Origin of the sequence: Kribbella sp. C-35, from assembly GCF_046549195.1 — a bacterium.
Taxonomy (GTDB): Bacteria; Actinomycetota; Actinomycetes; order Propionibacteriales; family Kribbellaceae; genus Kribbella.
Genome location: NZ_JAJPWG010000003.1, coordinates 77,201 through 100,568 on the forward strand (window position 1 = coordinate 77,201; position 23,368 = coordinate 100,568).

26 protein-coding genes and 1 tRNA gene are annotated in these 23,368 nt (G+C 68.9%); 17 read left to right on the forward strand and 10 right to left on the reverse strand.

The window, feature by feature from the left end; translation table 11 throughout:
* Window positions 1-1,479, reverse strand: a complete 1,479-nt coding sequence (locus tag ACLJOO_RS20325; RefSeq protein WP_410788782.1) for a DUF4185 domain-containing protein — start codon at window positions 1,477-1,479, stop codon at window positions 1-3.
* 286 nt (window positions 1,480-1,765) lie between these two features.
* On the opposite strand from ACLJOO_RS20325, the gene ACLJOO_RS20330 reads away from it, so the two are divergent.
* Genes ACLJOO_RS20330 through ACLJOO_RS20340 form a run of 3 tightly spaced genes read left to right on the forward strand, consistent with a single transcriptional unit; the run spans window position 1,766 to window position 3,834 of the window.
* Window positions 1,766-2,164 carry a cyclic nucleotide-binding domain-containing protein gene (locus ACLJOO_RS20330; protein ID WP_410788783.1) on the forward strand — a complete coding sequence of 133 codons (399 nt, stop codon included), beginning with the start codon at window positions 1,766-1,768 and terminating at the stop codon, window positions 2,162-2,164.
* On the forward strand, window positions 2,154-3,128 hold the full coding sequence (locus tag ACLJOO_RS20335; protein ID WP_410788784.1) for an adenylate/guanylate cyclase domain-containing protein: 975 nt from the start codon (window positions 2,154-2,156) through the stop codon (window positions 3,126-3,128). The genes ACLJOO_RS20330 and ACLJOO_RS20335 overlap by 11 nt, the downstream gene beginning before the upstream one ends.
* Window positions 3,121-3,834: a GNAT family N-acetyltransferase gene (locus ACLJOO_RS20340; RefSeq protein ID WP_410788785.1), complete on the forward strand. Its 714-nt coding sequence runs from the start codon at window positions 3,121-3,123 to the stop codon at window positions 3,832-3,834. Before ACLJOO_RS20335 ends, ACLJOO_RS20340 begins: the two co-directional genes overlap by 8 nt.
* A gap of 1 nt (window position 3,835) precedes the next feature.
* On the opposite strand, the gene ACLJOO_RS20345 is transcribed toward ACLJOO_RS20340, so the two are convergent.
* The 3 genes from ACLJOO_RS20345 to ACLJOO_RS20355 all read right to left on the reverse strand — a co-directional run bounded on the left by ACLJOO_RS20345 (window position 3,836) and on the right by ACLJOO_RS20355 (window position 6,197).
* Entirely contained in the window at window positions 3,836-4,606 is a 771-nt protein-coding gene (locus ACLJOO_RS20345; protein ID WP_410788786.1) for a hypothetical protein, read from the reverse strand.
* Window positions 4,607-4,668: 62 nt separating this feature from the next.
* Entirely contained in the window at window positions 4,669-5,874 is a 1,206-nt protein-coding gene (locus ACLJOO_RS20350; protein WP_410788787.1) for an HAAS signaling domain-containing protein, read from the reverse strand.
* A complete protein-coding gene (locus tag ACLJOO_RS20355; RefSeq protein WP_131295191.1) occupies window positions 5,871-6,197 on the reverse strand; it encodes a PadR family transcriptional regulator in 327 nt (108 codons plus the stop codon). The genes ACLJOO_RS20350 and ACLJOO_RS20355 overlap by 4 nt, the downstream gene beginning before the upstream one ends.
* Window positions 6,198-6,330: 133 nt before the next feature.
* Here ACLJOO_RS20355 and ACLJOO_RS20360 point away from each other — a divergent pair, with 133 nt between their 5' ends.
* On the forward strand, window positions 6,331-7,257 hold the full coding sequence (locus ACLJOO_RS20360; protein ID WP_410788788.1) for a helix-turn-helix domain-containing protein: 927 nt from the start codon (window positions 6,331-6,333) through the stop codon (window positions 7,255-7,257).
* 193 nt (window positions 7,258-7,450) lie between these two features.
* Here the strand turns inward: ACLJOO_RS20360 and ACLJOO_RS20365 are convergent, their stop codons facing one another.
* Entirely contained in the window at window positions 7,451-9,382 is a 1,932-nt protein-coding gene (locus tag ACLJOO_RS20365) for a Xaa-Pro dipeptidyl-peptidase (protein WP_410788789.1), read from the reverse strand.
* Window positions 9,383-9,527: 145 nt separating this feature from the next.
* Between ACLJOO_RS20365 and ACLJOO_RS20370 the strand changes: the two genes are divergently transcribed.
* From ACLJOO_RS20370 to ACLJOO_RS20380, 3 genes are read left to right on the forward strand one after another with little or no spacing between them, the layout of a single operon-like run.
* Window positions 9,528-10,541, forward strand: a complete 1,014-nt coding sequence (locus ACLJOO_RS20370) for a LacI family DNA-binding transcriptional regulator (RefSeq protein ID WP_410788790.1) — start codon at window positions 9,528-9,530, stop codon at window positions 10,539-10,541.
* Between the two features lie 14 nt (window positions 10,542-10,555).
* Window positions 10,556-11,458, forward strand: a complete 903-nt coding sequence (locus ACLJOO_RS20375; RefSeq protein WP_410788791.1) for a 1,4-dihydroxy-2-naphthoyl-CoA synthase — start codon at window positions 10,556-10,558, stop codon at window positions 11,456-11,458.
* A 29-nt stretch (window positions 11,459-11,487) separates the two neighbouring features.
* Entirely contained in the window at window positions 11,488-11,700 is a 213-nt protein-coding gene (locus ACLJOO_RS20380) for a hypothetical protein (protein WP_410788792.1), read from the forward strand.
* 126 nt (window positions 11,701-11,826) lie between these two features.
* Here ACLJOO_RS20380 and upp read toward each other — a convergent pair whose 3' ends face one another.
* Window positions 11,827-12,468 (reverse strand): uracil phosphoribosyltransferase, encoded by a 642-nt coding sequence (upp, locus tag ACLJOO_RS20385; RefSeq protein ID WP_410788793.1) that lies wholly within the window; start codon window positions 12,466-12,468, stop codon window positions 11,827-11,829.
* Window positions 12,469-12,574: 106 nt separating this feature from the next.
* On the opposite strand from upp, the gene ACLJOO_RS20390 reads away from it, so the two are divergent.
* The 5 genes from ACLJOO_RS20390 to ACLJOO_RS20410 all read left to right on the forward strand — a co-directional run bounded on the left by ACLJOO_RS20390 (window position 12,575) and on the right by ACLJOO_RS20410 (window position 15,484).
* Window positions 12,575-12,736, forward strand: coding sequence for a hypothetical protein (locus ACLJOO_RS20390; RefSeq protein WP_410788794.1), 162 nt, complete (start codon window positions 12,575-12,577; stop codon window positions 12,734-12,736).
* Between the two features lie 74 nt (window positions 12,737-12,810).
* A complete protein-coding gene (locus ACLJOO_RS20395; RefSeq protein WP_410788795.1) occupies window positions 12,811-13,296 on the forward strand; it encodes a tRNA adenosine deaminase-associated protein in 486 nt (161 codons plus the stop codon).
* 31 nt (window positions 13,297-13,327) lie between these two features.
* On the forward strand, window positions 13,328-13,756 hold the full coding sequence (locus ACLJOO_RS20400; RefSeq protein WP_410789939.1) for a nucleoside deaminase: 429 nt from the start codon (window positions 13,328-13,330) through the stop codon (window positions 13,754-13,756).
* Between the two features lie 13 nt (window positions 13,757-13,769).
* Window positions 13,770-13,860: transfer RNA gene (locus ACLJOO_RS20405), tRNA-Ser, on the forward strand.
* 112 nt (window positions 13,861-13,972) lie between these two features.
* A complete protein-coding gene (locus ACLJOO_RS20410; protein ID WP_410788796.1) occupies window positions 13,973-15,484 on the forward strand; it encodes a potassium/proton antiporter in 1,512 nt (503 codons plus the stop codon).
* On the opposite strand, the gene ACLJOO_RS20415 is transcribed toward ACLJOO_RS20410, so the two are convergent.
* Window positions 15,481-15,981, reverse strand: coding sequence for a LytR C-terminal domain-containing protein (locus ACLJOO_RS20415; protein ID WP_410788797.1), 501 nt, complete (start codon window positions 15,979-15,981; stop codon window positions 15,481-15,483). The two genes, ACLJOO_RS20410 and ACLJOO_RS20415, sit on opposite strands and share 4 nt — an antisense overlap.
* A gap of 95 nt (window positions 15,982-16,076) precedes the next feature.
* Window positions 16,077-16,370: a type II toxin-antitoxin system VapB family antitoxin gene (locus ACLJOO_RS20420; RefSeq protein ID WP_130386840.1), complete on the reverse strand. Its 294-nt coding sequence runs from the start codon at window positions 16,368-16,370 to the stop codon at window positions 16,077-16,079.
* A gap of 158 nt (window positions 16,371-16,528) precedes the next feature.
* Between ACLJOO_RS20420 and ACLJOO_RS20425 the strand changes: the two genes are divergently transcribed.
* From ACLJOO_RS20425 to ACLJOO_RS20445, 5 genes are all read left to right on the forward strand, one after another.
* Window positions 16,529-17,233: a L,D-transpeptidase family protein gene (locus ACLJOO_RS20425; protein ID WP_410788798.1), complete on the forward strand. Its 705-nt coding sequence runs from the start codon at window positions 16,529-16,531 to the stop codon at window positions 17,231-17,233.
* Window positions 17,234-17,291: 58 nt separating this feature from the next.
* Window positions 17,292-18,833 carry a helicase HerA-like domain-containing protein gene (locus ACLJOO_RS20430; protein WP_410788799.1) on the forward strand — a complete coding sequence of 514 codons (1,542 nt, stop codon included), beginning with the start codon at window positions 17,292-17,294 and terminating at the stop codon, window positions 18,831-18,833.
* A gap of 171 nt (window positions 18,834-19,004) precedes the next feature.
* On the forward strand, window positions 19,005-20,345 hold the full coding sequence (locus tag ACLJOO_RS20435) for a diguanylate cyclase (protein WP_410788800.1): 1,341 nt from the start codon (window positions 19,005-19,007) through the stop codon (window positions 20,343-20,345).
* Window positions 20,346-20,366: 21 nt separating this feature from the next.
* On the forward strand, window positions 20,367-20,891 hold the full coding sequence (locus tag ACLJOO_RS20440) for a SigE family RNA polymerase sigma factor (protein WP_410788801.1): 525 nt from the start codon (window positions 20,367-20,369) through the stop codon (window positions 20,889-20,891).
* On the forward strand, window positions 20,888-21,343 hold the full coding sequence (locus tag ACLJOO_RS20445) for a hypothetical protein (RefSeq protein WP_410788802.1): 456 nt from the start codon (window positions 20,888-20,890) through the stop codon (window positions 21,341-21,343). Before ACLJOO_RS20440 ends, ACLJOO_RS20445 begins: the two co-directional genes overlap by 4 nt.
* A 52-nt stretch (window positions 21,344-21,395) precedes the next feature.
* Here the strand turns inward: ACLJOO_RS20445 and ACLJOO_RS20450 are convergent, their stop codons facing one another.
* On the reverse strand, window positions 21,396-21,947 hold the full coding sequence (locus ACLJOO_RS20450) for a hypothetical protein (RefSeq protein WP_410788803.1): 552 nt from the start codon (window positions 21,945-21,947) through the stop codon (window positions 21,396-21,398).
* 75 nt (window positions 21,948-22,022) lie between these two features.
* Window positions 22,023-23,222 carry a hypothetical protein gene (locus ACLJOO_RS20455; protein ID WP_410788804.1) on the reverse strand — a complete coding sequence of 400 codons (1,200 nt, stop codon included), beginning with the start codon at window positions 23,220-23,222 and terminating at the stop codon, window positions 22,023-22,025.
* Between the last annotated feature and the right edge of the window lie 146 nt (window positions 23,223-23,368).

Below are 23,368 nucleotides of genomic sequence, written 5' to 3' on the forward strand. Positions count from 1 at the left end.
CTAGCGGATCTCCTCCAGGACCACGTCGTCGAGTTGCAGCCACACGTCCTGGCCGTGACCGAAGAATCCGCCGTACAGCTGGATCAACGACTCGCGCCCGGAGTCGAAGTCGACGCTGACCTTCGTGTACTGCGGGTGCGCGCCGCCGGTCTGCTGCGCGATCGTGCGTCCGCGCAAGGTGCGGACGCCGAGCGTCGTCTCGGAGTTGTTGTCTGCCGTCCGGATCCAGGCGGACAAGCGGTAGCGGTGATGGGGACGGACGGCCACGGTTTGCTGGATCTGGTGGGAGCCGATCGAGTCTCGGACGAACGCGTTGTTGGCGCCGGTGTGGCCGAGGTTCGTGCGGTCGATGCCGCCGGTGCCGCTCAGTTGCCAGGGTGCGGACGGCGTACCGCTCGTCTGGCTCTCGAAGCCGGGATCCGTTACCAGGTTGGTGATCTGGCCGTCATCGGTGAGCTTGGTGCGCATCAGGAAAACGTTGTACGGATCCCATTGGGACATCGTGAAGTACAGGTCGGATCCTGACGACCAGGGGTGCATGAAGGATCCGTAGAGCCCTGGGTACTCGGTGCCTTTGACAACGACCTGTTCGCCGCTCCACGGGCCGGTGAGGTCCTTCGCCGAGCGCAGCACGATCGCGGCGCGGTGCTCGTCGAGGTACATCATCAACCACTTGCCCGTGTAGGCGTTCCACTGCACCGACACCTCGCTGATCGGGCCGACCGCGATCGGTACGGCGGCCGACTCCTGCGGTGACCAGGTCCGGCCGTCCCAGTAGCGCCAGGCCTTCTTCTGCAGTACTTGCTGCTCGGGGACCCGGGCGAGGTGCGCGCTGCCGAAGCGCCCGTTCGGCGTACCGATCATGTAGACATAGCCCTTGTCCTTGACCAGGGCAACCATCTGGAAGTTGTCGTCCCAGGACTTGGTGTTCTGCCAGCGGGCGCCGGCGTCCTTCGTCCAGTTCTCGCCGTTGTCGTCGGAGTACGCGAAGCCGGAGTAGTTCGTGAACCAGCTGCCGGCCGGACCCCAGTAGTTGACCGACATGTACTGCACGTACTGGCGTTTCCCGACCGAGATCCCCGCGGTCGGGATCACCGTGTGCTCGTCGCGGTCGATCTTCTTGCAGGGCAGGAACTCCTTGGCGTGACCGGGCCGGTCCTCGGCCGCCGAGTCGAGCGTCATCCCGTCGGCGAGGTCGCGGTCGTTGCTGCGGAAGAGCAGGTTGCACCGCCAGTCGATCGTCGCCTGGTCGCCGGCGCCGCCGCCCGGCCCGGTCCAGCCGCTGCCGTAGCTGTCGCCGAACGCGGTCAGGATCTCGCCCGACCCGTTGTCCCAGAGGATGCCGAGATCGGTCGCCTTCAGGGCGAAGCGCGCCTCGGTGTCGTTGATCGACTGCGGACCGGTGAGCTTGGCGATCCGCTCGACGGGTGACGGTACGGCGGTCGCCTGGGCGGGTGCGGACTGGTCAGCGGGAACCACGGCCACTCCGATCAGAGCAGGGACAACAAGCAACCATCGTTTCCGCATGGCATCTCCTAGGGCGGCACCAGAAATCGATTTCCGACGCTAACCCCACCCCGCCCCCCGGTCAACCGCTCACCCAAACATCAACTTTGTGCACCCACCAACCATTTCGCGGCGCCGGAAATGGTTGGTGGGTGCACAAAGTGCTCGACGCCGCCGCCCGTCTGTCCTGGTGAGTTCGGCGCGTGCGTTAGAGTTACTGACTGGAAACATCGGCTGATCGCCGACGAGGAGGATCGACGTGGCACTGGGTAGGACGTCCCCACGGGACCTGCCGCTGTTCGCGGATCTGTCCGGACGCGACATCAGGGAGATCTTCCGCGCCGGCGAGGAGGTCTCGGTACCGGCCGGCTGGTCGCTGATCCTGGAGCAGACGCCCCCGGACGCGGCGTACCTGATCCTCAGCGGTACGGCGGCGGTCCGCGAGAAGGGCCAGGAGATCGCCGAGCTCGGCCCGGGCGACATCGCCGGCGAGGTCGCGGTCCGGAAGAACACGTTGCGAACGGCAACCGTCACGGCGAAGTCGCGGCTGCAGCTGCTGCACTTCACCCGGGAGAAGTTCGACGACCTCACCCGTCGGCTGCCGGCGTTCCGGGACGCGATCGACGCCACGATCGCCGAGCGCCGCGGTGGCCACTGACCCTCGGGCGCCGGATCTGGCCGGGTTGACGCGGGAGTTCGAGCAGACACTGCTGGGTGGGGAGCGGAAGTTCACCCGGATCCAGGTGTCCGAGCGGGCCGGGATCTCGATCCAGCGCGCCGAGCGGATGTGGCACGCGCTCGGGTTCGCGACCGTTCCGGACGACGAGGTGGCCTTCACCGACGACGACGTCGAGGCGTTGCGGCTGGTCGCGGCGCTCGAGGACGACCGGTTCATCGAGCCCGAGATGGAGTCGTCGCTGGCCCGGAAGCTCGGGCAGACGCAGTCCCGGCTGGCGTCGTGGCAGTCGGCGATGTTCCTGGACTTCCTCGGCGGGTCGAAGCTGTCCGCGGACGAGGCGATCGAGGTCGCGGGACTGTTGCTACCGGCCATGGAGCGGCTGCAGACGTACGTCTGGCGCCGGCACCTCGCCGCGGCGGCCGGACGGGCGGTGGCGGGATCCGACGAGCTCGCGCGCGGGGTGCGGGCCGTCGGGTTCGCGGACATCGTCAGCTACACGCGCCTGACCCGCCGGTTGACCGAGGTCGAGCTCGGCGAGCTGATCGAGCGGTTCGAGGGTACGACCGCCGACGTGGTCGCGCTGAACGGCGGCCGGGTGATCAAGTCGATGGGCGACGAGGTGCTGTTCGTGGCCGACACCGCCGCGCAGGGCGCCGCGGTCGCGCTCGCGCTGCAGGACGCGGTGAACGCCGACGAGGACCTTCCCGAGCTGCGGATCGGGCTCGCGTACGGCACGATCCTGATCCGGCTCGGCGACGTGTACGGCGAGGTGGTCAACCTGGCCGCCCGTCTCACCACGGAATGCAAACCCGGCCGCGTCCTCGCCGACCGCGAACTCGCCACAGCCCTCGACGGCCACACGTCGTACGCCGTCCACCGCCTCCGCCGCGTCGCCGTCCGCGGCTACCGCCACCTCGTCCCGTACGCGATCCAACGTGCATGAGCTTCTGACGACCGCAGCGCTCGCAACGGCGACTGCGGATGATCCGATGATCGTCTGGGCCGCGCAGGGCTTCGGCCGCGGCGTCCGCGCCTGGTGCGACGGGGACGCGGTGGCGGTCGCCTCGCCGGACCTGTCCAAGCGCGATCGGCTCGCGGTCGCCGGGCCGGTGGACGCGGTGGGACGGCTCGCGGCCAAGGTGCTGGCCGAGGTTGGGCCCAGCTTCCGCCCGTTCGGCGACGAGGAGCTGATCCGCGGCCTCGTGGATCGCGTCCCGGGCCTGCAGTTCGGCGCGGCCTTCGGCTGGATGGACACCCGGACCTGTCCCACTCACCAAGGTCCGGCCTGGCTGGACAGCGACGACGGGCTCGAAGAGTTGCTGACCGAGTCGTCGCCCGCGTCGTACGCGTGGCCCGGACATCCTGGCGTACGGCGTTGGGCTGCGGTGACGGGCGAGCGTGGCGAGCTGCTGAGTATCGCCGCCGACGCGTGGAGTGCGCCCGAGGTCGGGTTCCTCGCTGGTGTCGCGACGCATCCTGTTGCCCGCGGCAAGGGCCTGTCGCGGCAGGTGTGCGGTTTCGTGACTGCCGAACTGGTGAAGCGCCACGGACGAGTCGGACTGATGGTGGACGGCGACAACGCGGCCGCGATCAGGGTCTACGAACGCCTGGGCTACACGTACCGCCACGTCGCCGCGGCACACCTGTAGGTCATGCGCCGTTGTTTCTAGCGGCGTCGGCGAGGATGTTCCGCTCGTCGTCGGTGGCCGGGCGGATCCACAGCACGCCCGGAACCTCAGAGGTCACCATGTTGGGCAGGACCATCCGCAACAGATCGATCGGCGGCGTCTGCGGCTGCGCCTGCCGGGCCGCGCCGTACTGCTCGAGCACCCGGGCCAGGTCGAGCGCCAGGTGGTTCGGCTGCTCGCTCTGGTCCGCGTGGACGACCGTCTCGACCAGGCCGTCACCGTTCCAGGACCCGCTGGTGACTCGGCGGTCCGGGTGATCCATCAGCACGTCCATCACCAGATCGGCGAAGGCTTCCGTGTCCATCCCGTCAACGCCCTCGTCGGGGAACCAGTCGTGCCGCAGGTGCAGCACACCCGGCTGCTCCTTGTCGGCGCAGTCGTCGAGCAACCGCCCCACCGAGCTCATCGGGTGCGACACCGCATCCGGGCCGAGGGCAATGAACCGGTCCGCCAGCAGGTAGAGGGAGATGACGGTGTACGGCGCGAACAGCGTGACCTCGGCATGCTCGCTGTGGACGGAGATCGGGCCGTCCTTGCTTTTGTGGTACGACTGCAGGCCCTCCATCAGGGCCTTTTCCTGCTCCTTGGTGAGCTGGGCCTCCCACTCCCACTTGCGCTGCACCGCGAAGTCCTCGGCGTTGTCCAGGTCGTCGTCAGGGCCGCGCGTCGCCCACCACAGCACTAGAGCGACAACAGCTATGGCGACGGCGGCGATGACACCGAGGATCCACACGAGCAGGTACCTCACAGAGCAGGGCGGGCAGCGAAGCCAGTCACCCTAGTCCGCGCGTTGGGTCACCTGGTCGGCTGCACGGTGAGTGTCACGCCTGGCGTACCCGTGGGCTTGACGGTGGTCGGGCCGGCGGTCGGCGTGGGGGACGTGCGGGTGGCCGGGGCGGGTGGTGGGACGAAGGGGGCCTTGGTGGACTCCTTGCAGTTGTCCGGGCCGATGTCGCCGTTCTCGTCGGGGACGACCACGGGCTGCGGGAACAGGTTGCTGGTGGTGTCCCGTGACGCCTGCCCGTAGTTGGTCGCGCAGTCCTGCAGCTCCATGCTGATCGGGTTGCCGTCCTGGTCGTACAGCCGGACCGCGACCTGCTTGCCCTGGGCATCGAACGGGTAGATGTTCGAGACCGTGGAACCGTCGACCACCACGCCCTTGGTCGGTGGTTCGTAGCCCCGGGAGCTCCCGCGGTAGTCGTTGTAGTTGTTCAGGAACCCGAACGACGCACCGACGTACGCCGCGGCCAGGAACGCCGGGATCGCGACCGCCGCGACGACGTTGAGCGGTACGACGTACCACAGCCACCGCCGGTCCTGCTGGGTCCGGCGACCGATCCAGATCGAGACCGCCGCGCCGGCGATCGCGCCGACCACGGTCACCGAGGCGGCGCCGAACAGCGCGAAGAAACCACCCGCGCCGATCATGCCGCGCGCGACCCACCAGACCGGTTGGCCGATCGTCACCAGCTCGTGCCGGACGTTCGGCGGGACCTGGTCGATCCAGCCGCGGATCGCCGTCGCCCACTGGGCGCCGCGTGGGGTGTCCAGGACGATCCGCGGGTCGTTGCCGTGCAACGCCCGGACGCCGAGGAACGCCGCGACGAACAGCACGCCGAGTCCGAGCAGCCCGAAGAACGCCGTCTCGTCGTGCGACCACGCGAAGATGCTGACGGCAACGAAGAACGGGCCGACCGTGCCGGCGATCAGGCCCCAGCGCAGCGCCCTCCAGCCGGACGCGAGGTAGTCCTGGCTGACCGGCTCGGTGCGTGCCGGATAGCCCGCCGCGGTCCGCAGCTCGTCGGCGTACTGCCGCGGCGTCCCCAGCCGCACCTGCAGGTCGCTCAAGGTTGGCTCGGCGTCGAACTCGCCCGCTACCTCGGTGAGGTGGTCGGTGACGTCCTGGAGCACGTCCTCCAGTTCACCCGGCGGCAGGTCGCTGAGCTCGGCCCGCACCTGCGTCAGGTAGATCGCGACCGCTCCGGTCAGAGTGCTGTTCACGCGGCCTCCTCCTCCAGCAGCACCGACATCGTGTCGGCGAAGTGATTCCAGGTCTTGGTCGATCGGGCCAGCAGTTCGTGGCCGGTCTTGTTCAGCCCGTAGTACTTGCGGTGCGGGCCTTCCTCGCTCGGTTGCACGTACGACGTCAGCGCGCCGGCCTGGAACAGCCGGCGGAGCGTCCCGTACACGGAGGCGTCCGCCACGTCCTCGAGTCCCGCGGCGCGCAGTCGGCGGAGAACGTCGTACCCGTAGCCGTCGGCGTCCCGCAGCACGGCCAGCACCGCGAGATCCAGTACGCCCTTGAGCAGCTGGCTCGTATCCATCCCGACCTCCTCCGGCACCGGCGGTGCTCCACTGAGAAGACTACTACACATTGTGGAGTACTCCGTTAACCACTCAGACGTTCCGCAATTTCGATCAAGTCCGGGGCCGGGTGGGGAGGGCACAGTGGTGGGCATGGCGGATGTGTTCGAGGAGTTCGTGGCGGTGGTCGCGGCCGGTTTGAGCGGTCTGGACGGTCCGGTGAACGGTGCCGGACTGGCGGAGCGGGTGCACCTGTCGCGGTTCCACTTCGATCGGGTGATCGGTGCCGTGGCGGGCGAGTCGCCGTTCGCGTTCCGGCGGCGGGTGCTGCTGGAGCGGGCGGCGTACCGGTTGCTGGCAGAGCCGGTCGCCGTACTCGAGGTTGCGATCGAGGCCGGGTACGGGTCGCACGAGGCGTTCACGCGGGCGTTCGCCAGGGCCTACGGGATGTCGCCACGGGAGTGGCGTCGGGAAGCGTCGCGGGTGTTCTTCCTCGCGGCGCCGAGTGGAGTGCATTTCCAGCCGCCGGCCGGGCTTCGGCTGCCGGCGCGACGAAAGGTGAGAGGCATGGACGTACTTGTCAGGATGGTCGAGCACCACGTGTGGCTGACCGGCGAGCTGATCGAACGCGGCGCCCGCCTGGACGCCGCCACGTTGGACCGGCCGATCGAGCTCTCCGTCGAAGGGATCGACGACGACATCTCGATCCGCTACCTCCTGGACCGCCTGGTCTGGCAGGAGGAGATGTGGCTGGCGTCCGTCGAGGACCGCCCGTTCCAGGTCCCCGAGTGCGGCCGCCAGGTCGTCACCCCGATCCCGGAACTCCGCACCCGCCACGCCGACGCCGGCGCCCGTTTCGTGGCCCTGGTCAACCAACTCAACGAAGAAGGCCGCTTCGACGAAAGCTTCGTGGACACCACCTGCGAACCACCCCGCGTCTTCACCTACGGCGGCATGGTCGCCCACGTCCTAACCTTCGCCGCCCACCGCAGATCCCTCCTCGTCGGAGCCCTCGCCTCCGCCGGCATCCATGACCTCTCGTCAGGCGACCCAATGCACTTCGTAGCCGAAGGCAACTAATCCGCCGAGACGTGGAATTTGGCTGCGATCACGAACCAACTTCCACGACTCGGCGGTGAGGACTGGAGCCAATCGCCACCCCGCGAGATCCCCAACGTCTGGCATCCGCCGCCGTGAACAACACCCCATCATTGTCCCGATTTCCCCGACCCCACGCCGTCCGTTGTCCACAGCCCCGCCGAGTCGGGGAGTTCTAGTTCTTGGGGTCGTGGAGGTTGGGGCGTTGGGTGGGGGTTTTGATTTGGACGTCGATGGTGGGGAGTTGGGTGGGGGCCGTCAGGTGGCCTGAGGAGACTGGGATGTTCAGTTTGCTGGCGGCCAGGTCGATGTTGATGGAGGCGCCGGTGGTGTTGGGGGACGTCCATTCGGTGTCGGAGAGGGTGATGGCCAGTCCGACGATGCGGCCCTTGGGGATGATTTGGTCCTGGGCGCGGAGGGGGACGTTGACGGTGGTCCACTGGCCGGGCTTGAGCGGGGTCGGCTTCGAGAGGGATTTGCTGTGGGCGGCGTCGATCCAGCCGCGGCTGACGATGCCGTGATCGCTCTGGGTGGTGACCTTGTCGACGGTGTAGTAGCAGCTGTCGTCGTAGTCGGTGCTCGAGCCTTCACAGGTGCTTTCGTCGGTACGGCGTACGCCGGTGTACCGCGCCGCCTCGCCGTACTCGATGAGTCGCGCGGTCACCGGTGTCGTCGGCGAGTCGGACTTCAAGCGGAGCGTGACCGACGGCGTGCCGCTGATCCGCAGCGGCGCGGTGAGCGGCGCGGACAGGAACATCTGCCGTCCCGCGATCACCTCCGACGGGTCCGCGACGATGTCGTCCTCAGTCAGTTCGGGATCGTCCGTGACCATCACCGAACCCTTGCCCGCGGCACCTAGCTTGCCGACCGAGAGCGGCACCGACACCGGGCGGTTGACGGCCGGCCAGGTCTTGTAGTTGCGCCACACGTCGGGGGTCGTCTCGACCGAGACCATCGGCTCCTTCATGACGCCGTTCTGCAGGCCCTGCAGCCAGTAGTCGAACCACTTTTGCAGCTCGTCCACCCACTCGTCGCGCCGGAACTCGAACGGGTCCACATGGTCCTCGAGGCCCAGCCACAGCTTCCGCGGCACGTTGTTCCGCGACAGCGCCGACCACCACTGCGAGAAGTGGTTGGTCTGCACGTTGTAGTCGCTGAGCCCGTGCGTCATGAAGACCGAGGCCTTCACCTTCGACGCGTTCTTCGTGTAGTCGCGCTCGGCCCAGAACGACGTGTAGTCGCCGGTCTCGTCGTCGTCGTTGTCGCCGAGCTCGCCGCGGACCTCGTCGCAGGCCGCGCTGTCGTGACCGACGTACCCGCCGAGCCAGGGCATGTAGTCGTCCGAGTACGGTACGCCGCCGGACCGGGTGTAGTCGTACCACGAGGAGATCGCCGAGATCGGCACGATCGTCTTCAGGCCCTTCACCCCGGTCGCCGCGACACCGTTCGCGAGCGTTCCGTCGTACGACTTGCCGATCATCCCGACCGCGCCGGTCGTCCAGGACGCCTTCACCGGTTGCCCGTCGGCGGTGTGCGCGGTGTTGCGGCCGTTCAGCCAGTCGATCACGTCGACGACGGACTGGATCTCGTCCCGGCCGCCGACGTCACCACAGCCGGTGGAGCGGCCGGTGCCGACGATGTCCACACCGACCATCGCGTAGCCGCGCGGGACGAAGTAGTTGTCGTAGAACAACGGCATCTTCCGGATCACGCCGTCGCCGTCGTACGTCTTCTTCTCGCTCTCGTTGCCGCGTCCGCAGCAGGAGTAGTACGGCGAGGCGTCCATGATGACCGGGATCTTCGTGTTGGTGAGGGCGGTCTCGCTCGGCCGGACGATGTCGACCGCGATCACGTCGTCCTGGCCGTCGCTGTCGGTGTCCATCGTGGTGTCGACGTACACCGACTCGCGGATCGCGTTCGCGTAGTCGTAGACCGGCTGGGTGCTCTTGGTGCGCGCGTCGACGTGCTGCGGCACACTGGGAGCAGCCGGGGCCGGCGTACCGGATCCGTCCGGAATCGGCGAAGCCAAGGCCGGACCGGTGAGGGTCGTCAGGCTGAGCACGACGGACGAGACCAGGATCGTCACCCGGGCGTGGACGGTCCTCATGGCTGGGAAGGCTAGTCACTCGCGCGCCGCAACGCCAGGTTCTGACCGGATTGGCAGCGACCTGCCCGATACTCAGCGTGAGAACGGGTGGGTTCGGTAGGGTGACCGCCACCGCCCCCGGGGGGACGCACGAAAGGGTAGGCCAGTGAATCTGCGAGCACCGGTGACATTGCTGGACGTGGCGCAGCGTGCGGGTGTGTCGGTCGCGACCGCCTCCCGTGTGCTGAACGGCGGGGACCGGGTTCCCCGTCCAGAGCTGCAGGAACGGGTCAAGGCCGCCGCCGTCGAGCTCGGCTACACGCCGAACGCGCAGGCGCAGGCGTTGGCCAAGTCGTCGACGAACGTGGTCGGCATCCTGGTGCACGACATCGAGGACCCGTACTTCGCCGCGATCGCGAACGGCGTGATGCGCGCCGCGGACGAGCGCAACCTGCTGGTGATGATGGCCAGCACGTTCCGTGACTCGGAGCGCGAGATCGCCTACCTCAGCTCGTTGCGCGCGCAACGAGCTCGGGCCGCGGTGATGATCGGCAGCCGGCGGACCGACAGCGAGAGCCTGGCGCGGACGGCGACCGAGGTGGAGACCTTCCTCAACTCCGGCGCGGGTCTCGCGCTGGTCAGTCAGTCCGGGATGCCGGCGCATACCGTTGAACCGGACAACCGTTCCGGATCGGCGGATCTGGCGCGCGAGCTGGTCGGGCTCGGCTGGCGCAAGTTCGCCGTACTCGGTGGGCCGGAAACCCTTGCGACCGCACGGGACCGGCGCGCCGGGTTCGTCGCGGGTCTGGCCGAGGCGGGGTTGGAGCCGGTGGCGGTCGAGTCCGGTGACTTCACTCGCGACGGTGGGTACGCCGCCGCGGAGCAGCTGCTCGACCGCGAGGCCGATGTGGACTGCGTGTTCGCGGTGAACGACGTGATGGCGGTCGGCGCGATGTCGGCGTTGCGGGCGCGCGGGGTCGACGTACCGGGCCGGCTCGGTGTCGCCGGGTTCGACGACATCGCGACGCTGCGGGACGTGTGGCCGGGACTGACGACCGTACGGCTGCCGCTGGAGCAGATGGGCCGCCGCGCGCTGGAGCTCGCCATCGAGGGCGGCGACGCGACGACCGAGACGTTCAAGGCGGAAGTAGTACTGCGGGAGAGCACCGCACGCCCCTGAAATATGCTCTCGAGGTGACTGTCTCCGAGATCTTCGACCCGTCGGCCTGGAAGCAGGTCGACGGCTTCGAGCTGACCGACATCACGTACCACCGCGCGGTCGACGCCGGTGTGGTGCGGATCGCCTTCAACCGGCCCGAGGTGCGCAACGCGTTCCGGCCGCAGACCGTCGACGAGCTGTACCGCGTGCTGGACCACGCCCGGATGTCCACCGACGTCGGCTGCGTGCTGCTCACCGGCAACGGCCCGTCGCCGAAGGACGGCGGCTGGGCGTTCTGCTCGGGCGGCGACCAGCGGATCCGCGGCAAAGACGGTTACAAGTACGCCGAGGGTACGACGGCCGACTCGATCGACCCGGCGCGCGCGGGGCGGCTGCACATCCTCGAAGTACAACGGCTGATCCGCTTCATGTCGAAGGTCGTGATCTGTGTCGTCCCCGGTTGGGCCGCGGGTGGCGGGCACAGCCTGCACGTGGTCGCGGACCTGACGCTGGCGTCCGCGGAGCACGCGAAGTTCAAGCAGACGGATGCGGACGTGGCGTCGTTCGACGGCGGGTTCGGGTCGGCGTACCTGGCGCGGCAGGTCGGGCAGAAGTTCGCCCGCGAGATCTTCTTCCTCGGCGACGAGTACTCCGCCGAGGACGCGTACCGGATGGGCATGGTCAACAAGGTCGTTCCGCACGCCGAGCTCGAGGCCGTGGCGCTGGAGTGGGGCAAGAAGATCTGCGCGAAGTCGCCGACCGCGCAGCGGATGCTGAAGTACGCGTTCAACCTGATCGACGACGGACTCGTCGGGCAGCAGTTGTTCGCGGGGGAAGCGACCCGCCTCGCGTACGGCACGGACGAGGCCGCCGAGGGCCGCGACTCCTTCCTGGAGAAGCGATCGCCGGACTGGTCGCCGTACCCTTACGCTTTCTAACACCGTTGGGTGGTTAGTTAGCAGAAAACATGCAGTCGATCGCCTTCGACAGTGCGAACCAGCGGCTCTTCACCGGGCAGCTGCGGGCCGGATCGCCTTCTAACAGCGGTGATCTGACGCTGACGCAGCTCACGCTCGCCGGTGACGTTGTCGGGCACATGTACCTGAGCGGGTTCGGCCACACGGCTGCTGACGGGCTGCGGCGCATTAGTTGCCACAGGCACCGAGGATGCGTGCCATAAGTCCGGCCCGGCGTCCCCCGCCACCCCTTCGGGACATCTTTGAGAAGCCACCAACCATTCTCGGAGCCTGATCATGGTCGGTGGCTTCTCAAAGATGGAGACTGCGATCCTTCGGACCTCGTACCGCTAGTGCGCGACGCCGTACAGCCGGTCGCCGGCGTCGCCCAGGCCGGGGACGATGTAGCCCTTTTCGTTCAGGTGGGAGTCCATGCCGGCGATGACCAGGTTGCACGGTACGTCGAGGTGGGTGAGTTCGTTCTCTACGCGCTTGACGCCTTCGGGGGCGGCCAGCAGGCAGATGGCGGTGATGTGGTCGGCGCCGCGGTCCACCAGGAACTGGATCGCGGCTGCCAGGGTGCCGCCGGTGGCCAGCATCGGGTCCAGGACGTAGCACTGGCGTCCGGACAGGTCCTCGGGGAGACGTTCGGCGTACGTCGACGCGGTCAGGGTCTCCTCGTTCCGGACCATGCCCAGGAAACCGACCTCGGCGGTCGGGAGCAGCCGGGTCATGCCCTCGAGCATGCCGAGGCCGGCGCGCAGGATCGGGACGACGAGCGGCTTCGGCGCGGCGAGTTTCACGCCCTGCGCCTCCGCGACCGGGGTCTGCACTGTGACCGGACCGGTCCGCACGTCCCGGGTCGCCTCGTAGGCGAGCAGCGTGACGAGTTCCTCGGTCAGCCGCCGGAACGTGGGTGAGTCCGTGTGCTCGTCGCGCAGCGCGGTGAGCTTGTGGGCGACGAGCGGGTGGTCCACGACGAGGATCTGCATAAGGCCGAACGGTACCGTCGGCGATTCGCGGCGGGAAAGCGCGCTCGCTGTCAGACTTGAAAGTGCATTGGATTCTGCCCCTGTTCGCCCACCAGGGAGTAGTTCGATGGCCGAGAAGTCTCCCGAGCAGCTCGACCGGCTGCGGCGTCGTGCCGCCTTTCTGCGCGAGCTCGACGAAGCCCGCGCCCTCCGCGACCGGATCGCGCCCCGGCGGGCCCGGGTCCGGCAGTTGCGCGAGGCGATGCGCAGAGCGACGTACCATCACTGACCGTTGACCGGTGTTGGCGGATCTGATATCGGCTTGAGATCGCCGGGACGCCGCCGGTCTGCGACGATGATGCGGTGTCTGATGCCACGGTTACCGACCTGGACTTCGCGGTCGCTGCGTACACCGAGGACGGGAACTGGACCGTCACGCCGCTGGTACTGCGCGGTGAGCCCGATCTGTCCACGCTGGTGTCCGCACTCCGCCGGTATCCCGGTGAGGCCGGGGTGCTCGGCCTGGTGTCGGTCGACGAGGACTTCTTCGTCCTGGTCCGGGTGCTCGGCGGCCGCGCCCGGCTGCTGATCTCCGACGTGACCGCCGCGACCGAGTGGCCGCTGGCCCGGCAGGTCGTGGACGAGCTCGACATCCCGCTGGCCGATGACGACGACGAGCAGGTGCCGGCCGGCGACCTGGCGATCATCGCGGACCTCGGGATGACCGCGATGGACCTCGGCGCGCTCTGCGACGACGTCGACCTCTACCCGTACGAGATGCTCGAGGAGATCGCCGACACGCTTGGCTTCGGCAACCAGTTCCAAGACGCGATCGAAGCCGTTGGCTAGCCCGATCCTGCGGCAGGCGTGGTCGCGGTTGATGACGCTGGCCCTCGAGGAGGCCGAGCGGGCGCTGCCCGACGTACCGATCGGGGCGCTCGTGGTGGACGAGGGCGGCGAGATCATCGGGCGCGGGCACAACGAGCGCGAGGCGACCGGCGATCCGACCGCGCACGCCGAGGTGCTCGCGATCCGCGACGCGGCCCGGCACGTCGGCGAGTGGCGGCTGACCGGCTGCACGCTGGTCGTGACGCTGGAGCCGTGCACGATGTGCGCGGGGGCGATCGTGCTGTCCCGGCTGGATCGGCTGATCTTCGCGGCGTACGACGAGAAAGCCGGTGCCGTGGGCTCGCTCTGGGACGTCGTACGGGACCGTCGGCTCAACCACCGGCCCGAGGTGGTCGGCGGTGTGCTGGCCGACGAGGCCGGTGCCCGGCTACGCGATTTCTTCATCGGCCACAGACCTTGATATTGTCCTCGGCGGTGGCGTGTCCGAGCGGCCGAAGGAGCGCGCCTCGAAAGCGCGTGACGGGCAACCCCCGTCCGAGGGTTCAAATCCCTCCGCCACCGCCAACCGCCCTCCGGGGCGGCCAGATAGCCGGAGACCCTGATGCTGTGTGATGCGTCAGGGTTTTCGTCTCTCTGGACACTGCTCGGGACCTGAACGCAAGAGAGGGCCCCCAGGATGGACGTTTCGCAGCTCGATCGGATTCTGCTGGCCGGTGCCCTGGTGCTCTTGGTCGCGATCGTGGCCGTCCGCCTGACCGGTCGGTTCGGGCTCCCGTCGCTGCTGATCTACCTCGGGATCGGGCTGGTGCTGGGTGAGTCCGGGCCGGGGCACATCCACTTCGAGGACGCGCAGCTGGCGCATGCCCTGGGGTTCGCCGCCCTGGTGATCATCCTGACCGAGGGCGGCCTGACCACCCGGTGGAACGAAGTGCGGCCGATGCTCCCGCTGGGCGTCGTCCTGGCGACGGTCGGGGTCGCCGTCAGCACTGCGGTCGTCGCGTGTGTCGCGCACTACGTGCTGGGGTTCGACTGGCAGCTCGCCGTACTGCTCGGGGCTGTTACCTCGCCGACGGACTCGGCGGCGGTGTTCTCGGTCCTGCGCCGGGTCGCGGTGCGGCCGCGGTTACGAGGGGCGCTGGAGGCCGAGTCCGGCCTGAACGACGCCCCGACCGTTCTGCTCGTCACGCTCGTCAGCTCCGGCGGCGTGGGTGACGAGGGCGTCCTGCACTTCGCCGGGCTGATGCTGTACGAGCTCGTGGTCGGTGCGCTCTTCGGCCTCCTGATCGGCTGGGCCAGCGCCGGCGCCATCCGGCGCGTCGCGTTGGGCTCGGCCGGCCTTTACCCGCTGGCGGTGCTCTCGGTCGCGGTCATCTCGTACGCCGGTGGGACCGTACTGCTGCACGTGTCGGGGTTCGCCGCGGTCTACGTGACGTCACTGATCCTCGGCCGCGCGGAGTTGCCGCACAGGATGGCCACCCGGTCGTTCGTGGACGGGCTGGCGTGGCTGGCGCAGATCGGGTTGTTCGTCATGCTCGGTCTGCTCGCGTCGCCGGGCCAGATCGGACGGAACGACGTCCTGGTCGCTCTGGTGATCGGCGTTGCCGTGACGGTGGTCGGGCGGTTCGCGTCGGTGGCGATCTCGGCGGCGCCGTTCCGGCTGCCGTGGAGCGAGCAGACGTTCATCGGGTGGGCGGGTCTGCGAGGGGCGGTACCGATCGTGCTGGCGACGATCCCGCTGGCGGAGCAGGTGCCGCAGGCGGATCGGATCTTCGATGTGGTGTTCGTGCTGGTGCTGCTGTTCACGCTGCTGCAGGGGCCGTCGCTGCCGTGGCTGGCGAAGCGGCTGAAGGTCCTCGACGAGAACGCGGCGTACGAGGTGGACATCGACGTAGCGCCGCTGGAGTCGCTCGGCGCGGACATGCTCCAGGTGCACGTACCGAGCGAGTCCCGGCTGGCCGGGGTCGAGATCGCCGAGCTGCGGCTACCGCCCGGTGTCTCGATCGCGCTGGTGATCCGCGGCGAACGAGCCTTCGTCCCGGACCGCCGTACCGTGCTCCGGGCCGGCGACAACCTGCTCGTGGTCGCGCCCAGCCCGGTCCGCGAACAGACCGTCCGCCGCCTCCGCGCCGTCTCCCGAGCCGGCCGCCTGGCCGGCTGGTTCGGCGAACGCGGCCGCGAACAGAACTAGTTGGGGTTCTGGCCCGACGGGATCGGCTGCGGGCTGTGGATGACCGGGAGGCAGACCGTGGCGCCGGGGGCGACCGTGACCGACGGGATGCCCTTGAGCTTCACGGAGCCGAAACCGGCGCCGATGACCAGGTCGACCGTGTGGTCGGTGCGGCCGTCGGCGATCATGACCGCCTTCTGGTTCAGCTGACCCGCGACCAGGAGCATCTCGGGCGCGTCCGCGGCGGCACCGCGCAGCGCCACCACATCGACCTTGTCGCCCTTGGGCTCGTTCGCGACCTTGTCGATGTTGAACCCGCGCTGCTTGAGCGCCTCGGCGACCCGGCCGGCCGAGCCCGCGCGGGCGCCGCCGTTGTAGACGTTCAGCACGACCTGCTTCGGGACCAGGCGGTTGTTCGTCAGCTTCTGCTCGGTGCAGGTCGGCTCCGCGCTGCTGTTCACCAGCGAGTTCCAGCCCCACCAGCCCCCACCGGCGAGGATCCCCAGCAAGATCACCATCGTGATCGGTGTACGCCACCGGATCCGCGAGTGCGGTCTCGGTTGCGGATGGATCGCTGTCATTTGCTCCACCCCCCGTGAGCGGCAGCCATTGGTCAGTCCACTACCAGAACCCGTGCATGCAGGACCTGACGCTGCTGCAGCGCCGCACGGAGCGCGCGGTGCAGGCCGTCCTCGAGGTACATGTCGCCCTTCCACTCCACCACGTGCGCGAACAGATCGCCGTAGAAAGTCGAGTCCTCGTCGAGCAGCGCGTTCAGGTCCAAAGTGCCCTTCGTCGTGACGAGTTCGTCCAGCCGCACCTGCCTGGGCGGCAGCGAAGACCAGTCCTTCGGCCGCAGCCCGTGGTCCGGGTACGGCTTGTCGTCCCCGACACGCTTGAAGATCACCCCCCGAAGTCTAGCGGTGTGAAAGGTCCTACGAGGAGGTCATGAATGTCACCGGAATAGGCCGGTGACACGACTCAACCTTTTGGCGCCGTGGGACGTCCCACAGCACAGGGAGCAGTGAGCGCGGTCCCGCGCCCACGAGCATGGGGGTGAACGGTATGCGAATTCTTCCGAAACTCGGCCTCGCGACCGCGGCGATCACGCTGGTTGCGCTCGGTACGACGGTGCCCGCCGAGGCGATCACGGTGTCTCAGGTGAAGGCGGCCCAGACCCGGTTGAACGGTCTCGGCTGCACCTCCGGCCCGGTCGACGGCAAGGCCGGCGCGATGACCCAGGCGGCCACGGTCCGGTTCCAGTCCGCCAACGTCCTGAGCCAGACCGGCTCGCTGAACAGTACGACGTACGCGCGTCTGATGGCCTCGACCGCGAAGCGCTGCGACGTCCGCCCGGTGCCGGGCCGCTCGGGGACCGGGCGCCGGATCGTGATCAGCCAGACGCAGAACTGGGTGTGGCTGATCGATGCCCGCGGCAAGGTGGTCCGGCAGGGCGGGATCATCGACAACCCGACGTACCTGAAGGCCGGCACGTACACGAGCGGCTCGAAGTGCGGGCGGGCGGCGCGGGTACTGCGGAACACCGACGGCGGACGGCTCTACCTGAACCATTTCGTCCGGTTCGCACCGTGCGGGGTCGGGTTCCACCAGATCCCGACGTACAAGTCGAACGGGCAGCAGATCCACGCCGACTGGCTGCTCGGGACGAACTACCGGGCCTCGCACGGCTGCATCCGGGTCTCGGCCTCGATGTCGGTCGCGATCTGGTCCTTCGCGGCGGGCGCGACGCGTGTAGTCGTCATGCGCTGAGTCCGGGGGACTAGCATGCCGACGGGTAGTTCCGTCAACCGGGGAAAGGCGCGCTCAGATGGCCGAGAAAGCCGACGTCGTGGAGACCGTGAAGCAGGGGTACGCGTTCGAGGGGGCGGCGCTCGAGCTGGGCGCACTGCTGGTCGACGGCGAGCCGAACCCGGAGGCGGCGGTCCGGATCCCGCTGGGGATGATGAACCGGCACGGCCTGGTCGCGGGTGCCACCGGTACCGGTAAGACGAAGACCCTGCAGTTGATGGCCGAGCAGCTGTCCGCGGCCGGTGTCGCGGTGTTCGCCGCCGACATCAAGGGCGACCTGTCCGGCGTCTCGCAGCCGGGTGAGGGCAACGACAAGCTGCTGGCTCGGACCAAGTCGATCGGCCAGGACTGGACCGCGACCGGGTTCCCGACCGAGTTCTACGCGCTCGGCGGGCAGGGTGCCGGGATCCCGATCCGCGCCACGATCACGTCGTTCGGCCCGGTGCTGCTGTCCAAGGTGCTGGGGCTCAACGACGTCCAGGAGTCGTCGCTCGGGCTGATCTTCCACTACGCCGACAAGGCCGGGCTGACGCTGCTCGACCTCAAGGACCTGCGGGCCGTCATCACGCACCTCACGTCCGACGAGGGCAAGGACGACCTGAAGGAGCTGGGCGGCCTGTCCGCGGCGACCGCGGGCGTGATCCTCCGGTCCCTGATCGGGTTCGCGGACCAGGGCGCCGAGGCGTTCTTCGGCGAGCCGGAGTTCGACACCGCGGACCTGCTGCAGCAGCGGGACGGCAAGGGCGTCATCTCGCTGCTCGAGCTGCCGAACCTGCAGGACCGGCCGGCGCTGTTCTCGACGTTCCTGATGTGGCTGCTCGCCGACCTGTTCCACGACCTGCCCGAGGTCGGCGACGTGGACAAGCCGAAGCTGGTGTTCTTCTTCGACGAGGCGCACCTGCTGTTCAACGACGCCTCGAAGGCGTTCCTGGACTCGATCGCGCAGACCGTCCGGCTGATCCGGTCGAAGGGCGTCGGCGTGTTCTTCGTGACCCAGACGCCGAAGGACGTGCCGGACGACGTACTGGCGCAGCTCGGTTCGCGGGTGCAGCACCAGCTGCGGGCGCACACGCCGAACGACGCGAAGGCGCTGAAGGCGACGGTGTCGACGTTCCCGAGTTCGTCGTACGACCTGGGTGAGGTGCTGACCCAGCTCGGGATCGGCGAGGCGATCGTGACTGTGATGAACGAGAAGGGCGCGCCGACCCCGGTCGCGTGGACCCGGCTCCGGGCGCCGCAGTCGCTGATGGCGCCGGCGTCCGCGGAGCAGCTGACCGCGACGGTGCAGGCGTCGGCGAACAACGCGAAGTACTCGCAGCCGCTCGACCGCGAGTCGGCGTACGAGCTGCTGGCTGCGAAGGTGCAGGCCGGCGCCGCGCAGGCCGAGGCCGAGAAGCAGCAGCAGGAGCAGGCCAAGCAGGAGGAGCCGCGGCCGCGGGCGCAGAAGCAGGAGAAGTCGATGGTCGAGCAGGTCGTCGGGTCGTCCGCCTTCAAGCAGTTCGCCCGTTCCGCCGGCCGCGAGATCGTCCGCGGCCTCTTCGGCGCCGCCCGCCGCCGCTGATTTTTCGGACGCACACGTTCAGGTTTTCTCTTGTCCGCAAGGGAAAACCTGACTTGATTGTTGATCAAACGAATGAATGTCGAAGCATCGGCGATCGTTCTCAAGTCGTCATCCACAGCCGCGCCGTCACCGATTGGGACCTGACGCCTACACGCCGTACCGTGTGAGGTGATGGTTGCGCAGAGTAGGCGAGCGATACGTTCCTGGGCGCTCTGGACCCTGACGGTCCCGGCGTTCGCCGTCGTCGTGCTCGTCGACCTGGCCGCGATCGGGTACAGCGTGCACGCGTTCACCGACCGCCCGAGCTGGCGCGGACTGGACGTCGTGTTCGCGCTGACCGTCTCCGCGCTGATCTCCGTCGAGGGCGCCCGCCGGGTGGAGAGCCGGCGGCGGCGCGGCGGCGCGCTGCACAAGGACTTCGCCCCGGCGTGGATGATCGCCGCGGCGCTCATCCTGCATCCGGCGCTGGCGATCCTGGTCGCGGTGTTGCTGCGGATCTGGTGGCGGATCCGGGCCGGCAAGTGCATCCCGTACCGCTGGGCCTTCTCGACCGCCGTCCACGTGCTCGCGGTCGGCGCCGCCCACGCGGTCTTCGTCTCCGCGCGTGACCTCACCGACGACAGCGGCCTCGGCCTGGTCGCCTCGATGGCCGCCGGCGCGATCGCGTACGTCGTAACCGACACCCTGCTGTGCGGGCTCGCGATCTCGCTGATCATCCCGGGCAGCAACCGTCGCGAGACGGTCGGCGGCCTGGACGACCTGTGCACCGACGCGACCGCCGCCACCTTCGGCTGCCTGCTCGCGGGGGCCTGCCTGATCAGCCCGTGGTTCGCGTTCGTCGCGATCCCGATCACGCTGACCGCGCAGCGCGCGCTGCTCCTCGGCCAGTTGGAGACCGAGGCCCAGACCGACCCGAAGACCAGCCTGACCCGGGTCGACTGGTGGCGCCGCCGGACCGAACAGATGCTGCGCACCTCGCGGAACCAGACCGAGTCGATGGCGGTGCTGCTGATCGACATCGACCACTTCAAGCAGGTCAACGACCGGCACGGGCACCTGGTCGGCGACGAGGCGCTGCGCGCGGTCGCGACGATCCTGCGCAGCGCGATCCGGGCCAAGGACGTGATCGGCCGGTTCGGCGGCGAGGAGTTCGTGATCGCGCTGCCGGACACCGGTCTCGACGAGGCGACGGTGACTGCCGACCGGCTCCGCAACGCGGTCGCCAACAGCCCGCTGGCCGCGATGTGCGCCGGCGTACTCGACGACCCGGATCTCGACCCGGACACCTTCCTCCTGACCGTCAGCATCGGCGTCGCGGTGTACCCGACCGACGGGGCGACCGTCGACGACCTGCTGCTCCGCGCCGACCGCGCCATGTACGCCGCGAAGGACGCCGGCCGGAACCGGGTCCGCCTGGCCGCCGACACCGTTCCGCTGACCCGGCTGACCGCCTCGACACAATTCTCGGAACAGACAGAACCTTTGGCGCCCGCTCAGCGTCCTGTGAGGTGAGGACGGCAGGACGGAGCGCACATGGCGGTAACGGGGAGTCGTGACGACGACTTCACGGCGTTCGTGCTGGCCAGATCCGCGCGGTTGGTGCACTTCGCGCGGGTGCTCTGTGGTGATGCGGGCCTCGCGGAGGATCTCGTGCAGACCGCGCTGGAGAAGGCGTACCTGCGCTGGGACCGGATCGAGATGGCCGACCCATTCGCGTACGTCCGGCAGGCGGTGGTCAACCAGCACCTGTCCTGGGTACGTCGCCGGCCGTGGCGGGAGCGGCCGACGGGTGACCCGGCCGAGCTCGACCTGCTCCTCGAGGCCGAGGTCGATCCGAGTGGCGGGGTCCATCGGCGGGTCGCGGTCGGGGCCGCGCTCGCCACGCTGAGCCGGCGCGAGCGAGCAGTCGTCGTACTGCGGTACGTCGAGGACCTGACCGAACGGGAGACCGCTGCGGTTCTCGGGGTGGCGATCGGGACGGTGAAGAGCGCGAACGCGCGGGCCCTGGACAAGCTGCGGGCCGCGCCGGAGCTGAGCGGTGTGGGGGAGCGAGCATGAACGACGAGCGCGGGACGCCGGCTGAGGAGCAGCTCCGGGTCGTGCTGGCGCCGGACGACACCATCGCGCCGCTTGACCCTGCGCGGGTGATCGCCGGCGCGCGTCGGCGGCGGGTCCGGGGGCGGGTCGCTGCGGCCGGGGCTTCGGTTGCGGTTGTCGCTGTGGTCGCGGTCGCGGGTGTCGCGGGCAGTGGTCAGCTGCGCGGCGACGTACCGCAGCCGGCGAACCCTGGTCCGTCGGCGACTGTTCGGCCTGCGACTTCTCCTCAGACTCGCATGACTCCGACTACACCTGTCCCGACGCCGACAGCGCCGCCTACGTTGCCGCCTCTTGGGACGCCGACGGCGCGGCCTACGAATACTCCGAGCTCGACCACGCCGATGCGGCCTCCTCGGCGTACGCCGCCCGGGTTGCCGACCCCGTCCAGCCCGCCGACCCGCACACCGGGCTGAAGCCGGCAGAACCATTTCGCTACCCGGCTGCGTCCTTCAGCCCGACCGAACATCAAAAGGTGCGGAGGGCAACAATGGACGAGGTAGGCCGGAAGCGGCGGATGACCCGGATACTGCTGGGCGGGCTCGCCGCCGCGGCGGTGGTCGGCGTCGCAGTCGCAGGTACGGCGATGGCGCGCAGCGGCAACTCAGCCGCCGACACAACCGCCCAAGGCGGACCAGCGTCGACCCCGACGGCATTGACACCATCCGAGGCGACCCCGACCCCACCGCCGACGGCGACCCCGACCCGCCCGGCGGCAACGCCGAGTCTCCCCCCGACCCTCCCACCAACTGCGTCCCCCACCTGCCGCCCAACCCGAACCCCAGCCCGCCCATCGATGGGGACCCCGACCCTCCCTGCAGCGACGCCTACGCGCCCGCCGAGGGACTCCTCCTGCGCGACGCCGACGGTCTCGCCGACCCGGCCGCGTGCGGTGCGGCCGACGCCGACCGTGCCGGGCACGCCGTCCGTCGCGCCGACCCGGACGCCGGAGTCACGCGCAACCCCGTCCCAGCCGCCGACGATCCCGTCGCGCGGTAAGTAGGGGCGGACCTCGGCCACTCACCAAAGGGACGGCCGCACGCCCACCGAGCAGTCGGTGAGCGTGCGGCCGTGGTGTTAGTGAGTGGTGGAGATTCAGAAAGCGCCGAAGCTACCCGCCGACACCCACGCCTTCGCGACATACATGCCGGCGTTGACCCGCAGCCACACACTGCTCGTGCCCTGCGACCCAGTAACGCTCTGCCCAGTGGTCTGGCACTCGACAGTGACCTGTGCCGACTTCCCGGCCATCCCAACAACCGCGCCAGTCGAGTTCGGCGCATTACGCACGTTGAGATACCCAGACGAGATCGACACCGTCCCGCGCCCGCCATCACCGGTCCACAGGTACGTGACGTCGACCCACGAGTTGTCGGCCAGCTTGAGCGCGTCCCAGAACACACCGTCCGCGAGGTCGATCCCCGCCGGGTTGGCGACCGTCCGGCCGAACTGGTCCTTCCCGCCGTTGTATCCGCTCTGGTACGCCGCCTGCGCCTCGGGCTTGCCCTGCGGCAGGTCCTTCCACATCTCGCGGGTCGCGCTCGGGTTCCAGTAGTCGTCCTTCGTGTTCCACGGGCCGACGTCCCACACCGGCTCGAATGCGCAGCGCGAGGCGGTGCACACCTTCACCGAGTACGTGCCGGATCCGGCGCCCGACAGTCCGCGCCGTGAGGGCAGGGCGACGAAGTGGTCCCGGCTCACGATCACGTGGCCGTTGGCCGTGGTACCGCCGACCAGACCTTCCCGTGTGGCGAAGACGTGCGACTTGAGCGGTGCCGCTTGGACTGTCATCCGCGGCATTGCGGCCTGGTCCGTGGGCTGAACCGTGACGTCGCCGACCCACGGGCTCGCGCCGGTCGACGGTGCGCTGACGATGATGCGGACCTGGACCTGGTCGCTCGCACTCGGCAGCGCGGTCGGCGTACCGGCCTTGGCAGTCGTCCACTCCGACCATCTGTTGTTGACCCACGACCGTACGTCGACCTCCGCCGACGAACCGTCCGGCGTACCCGAGGTGTAGCCGACGACAACGGCGGACGTGGGATCCGAGAACCGGACCGGCGTGAGCTCGGCCAGGCCGGAGCGTTGCTTGATCTCGGTCGATCCGATCGCGGCCGGCGCGTCGCCGAGGACGATGCGGCTGCCGTCGACCTTGACGTTGCTGGATCCGGCGACGGGTTGGGCGGCGACCGAGACGGGATCCGGCACGGCGGCGGTGCTCGGCAAGGTTGCCGTAAAGATCGCGGCGGTCATCGCCAGACAGGCGGTGAGCGCGGTTGTACGGGTGATACGCATGGGCGGAACCTCCGGGGCGGTGAAGGCTTGAGCACCCAATGTGACTCACAAACACCTCTTCTGCATAGCCCGTGAATAAATTTCTCGTGACTGCACAGAACCCGATCGGTCACCCAGCGGGTTTGGACCGGTGTGACAGAGGCTGA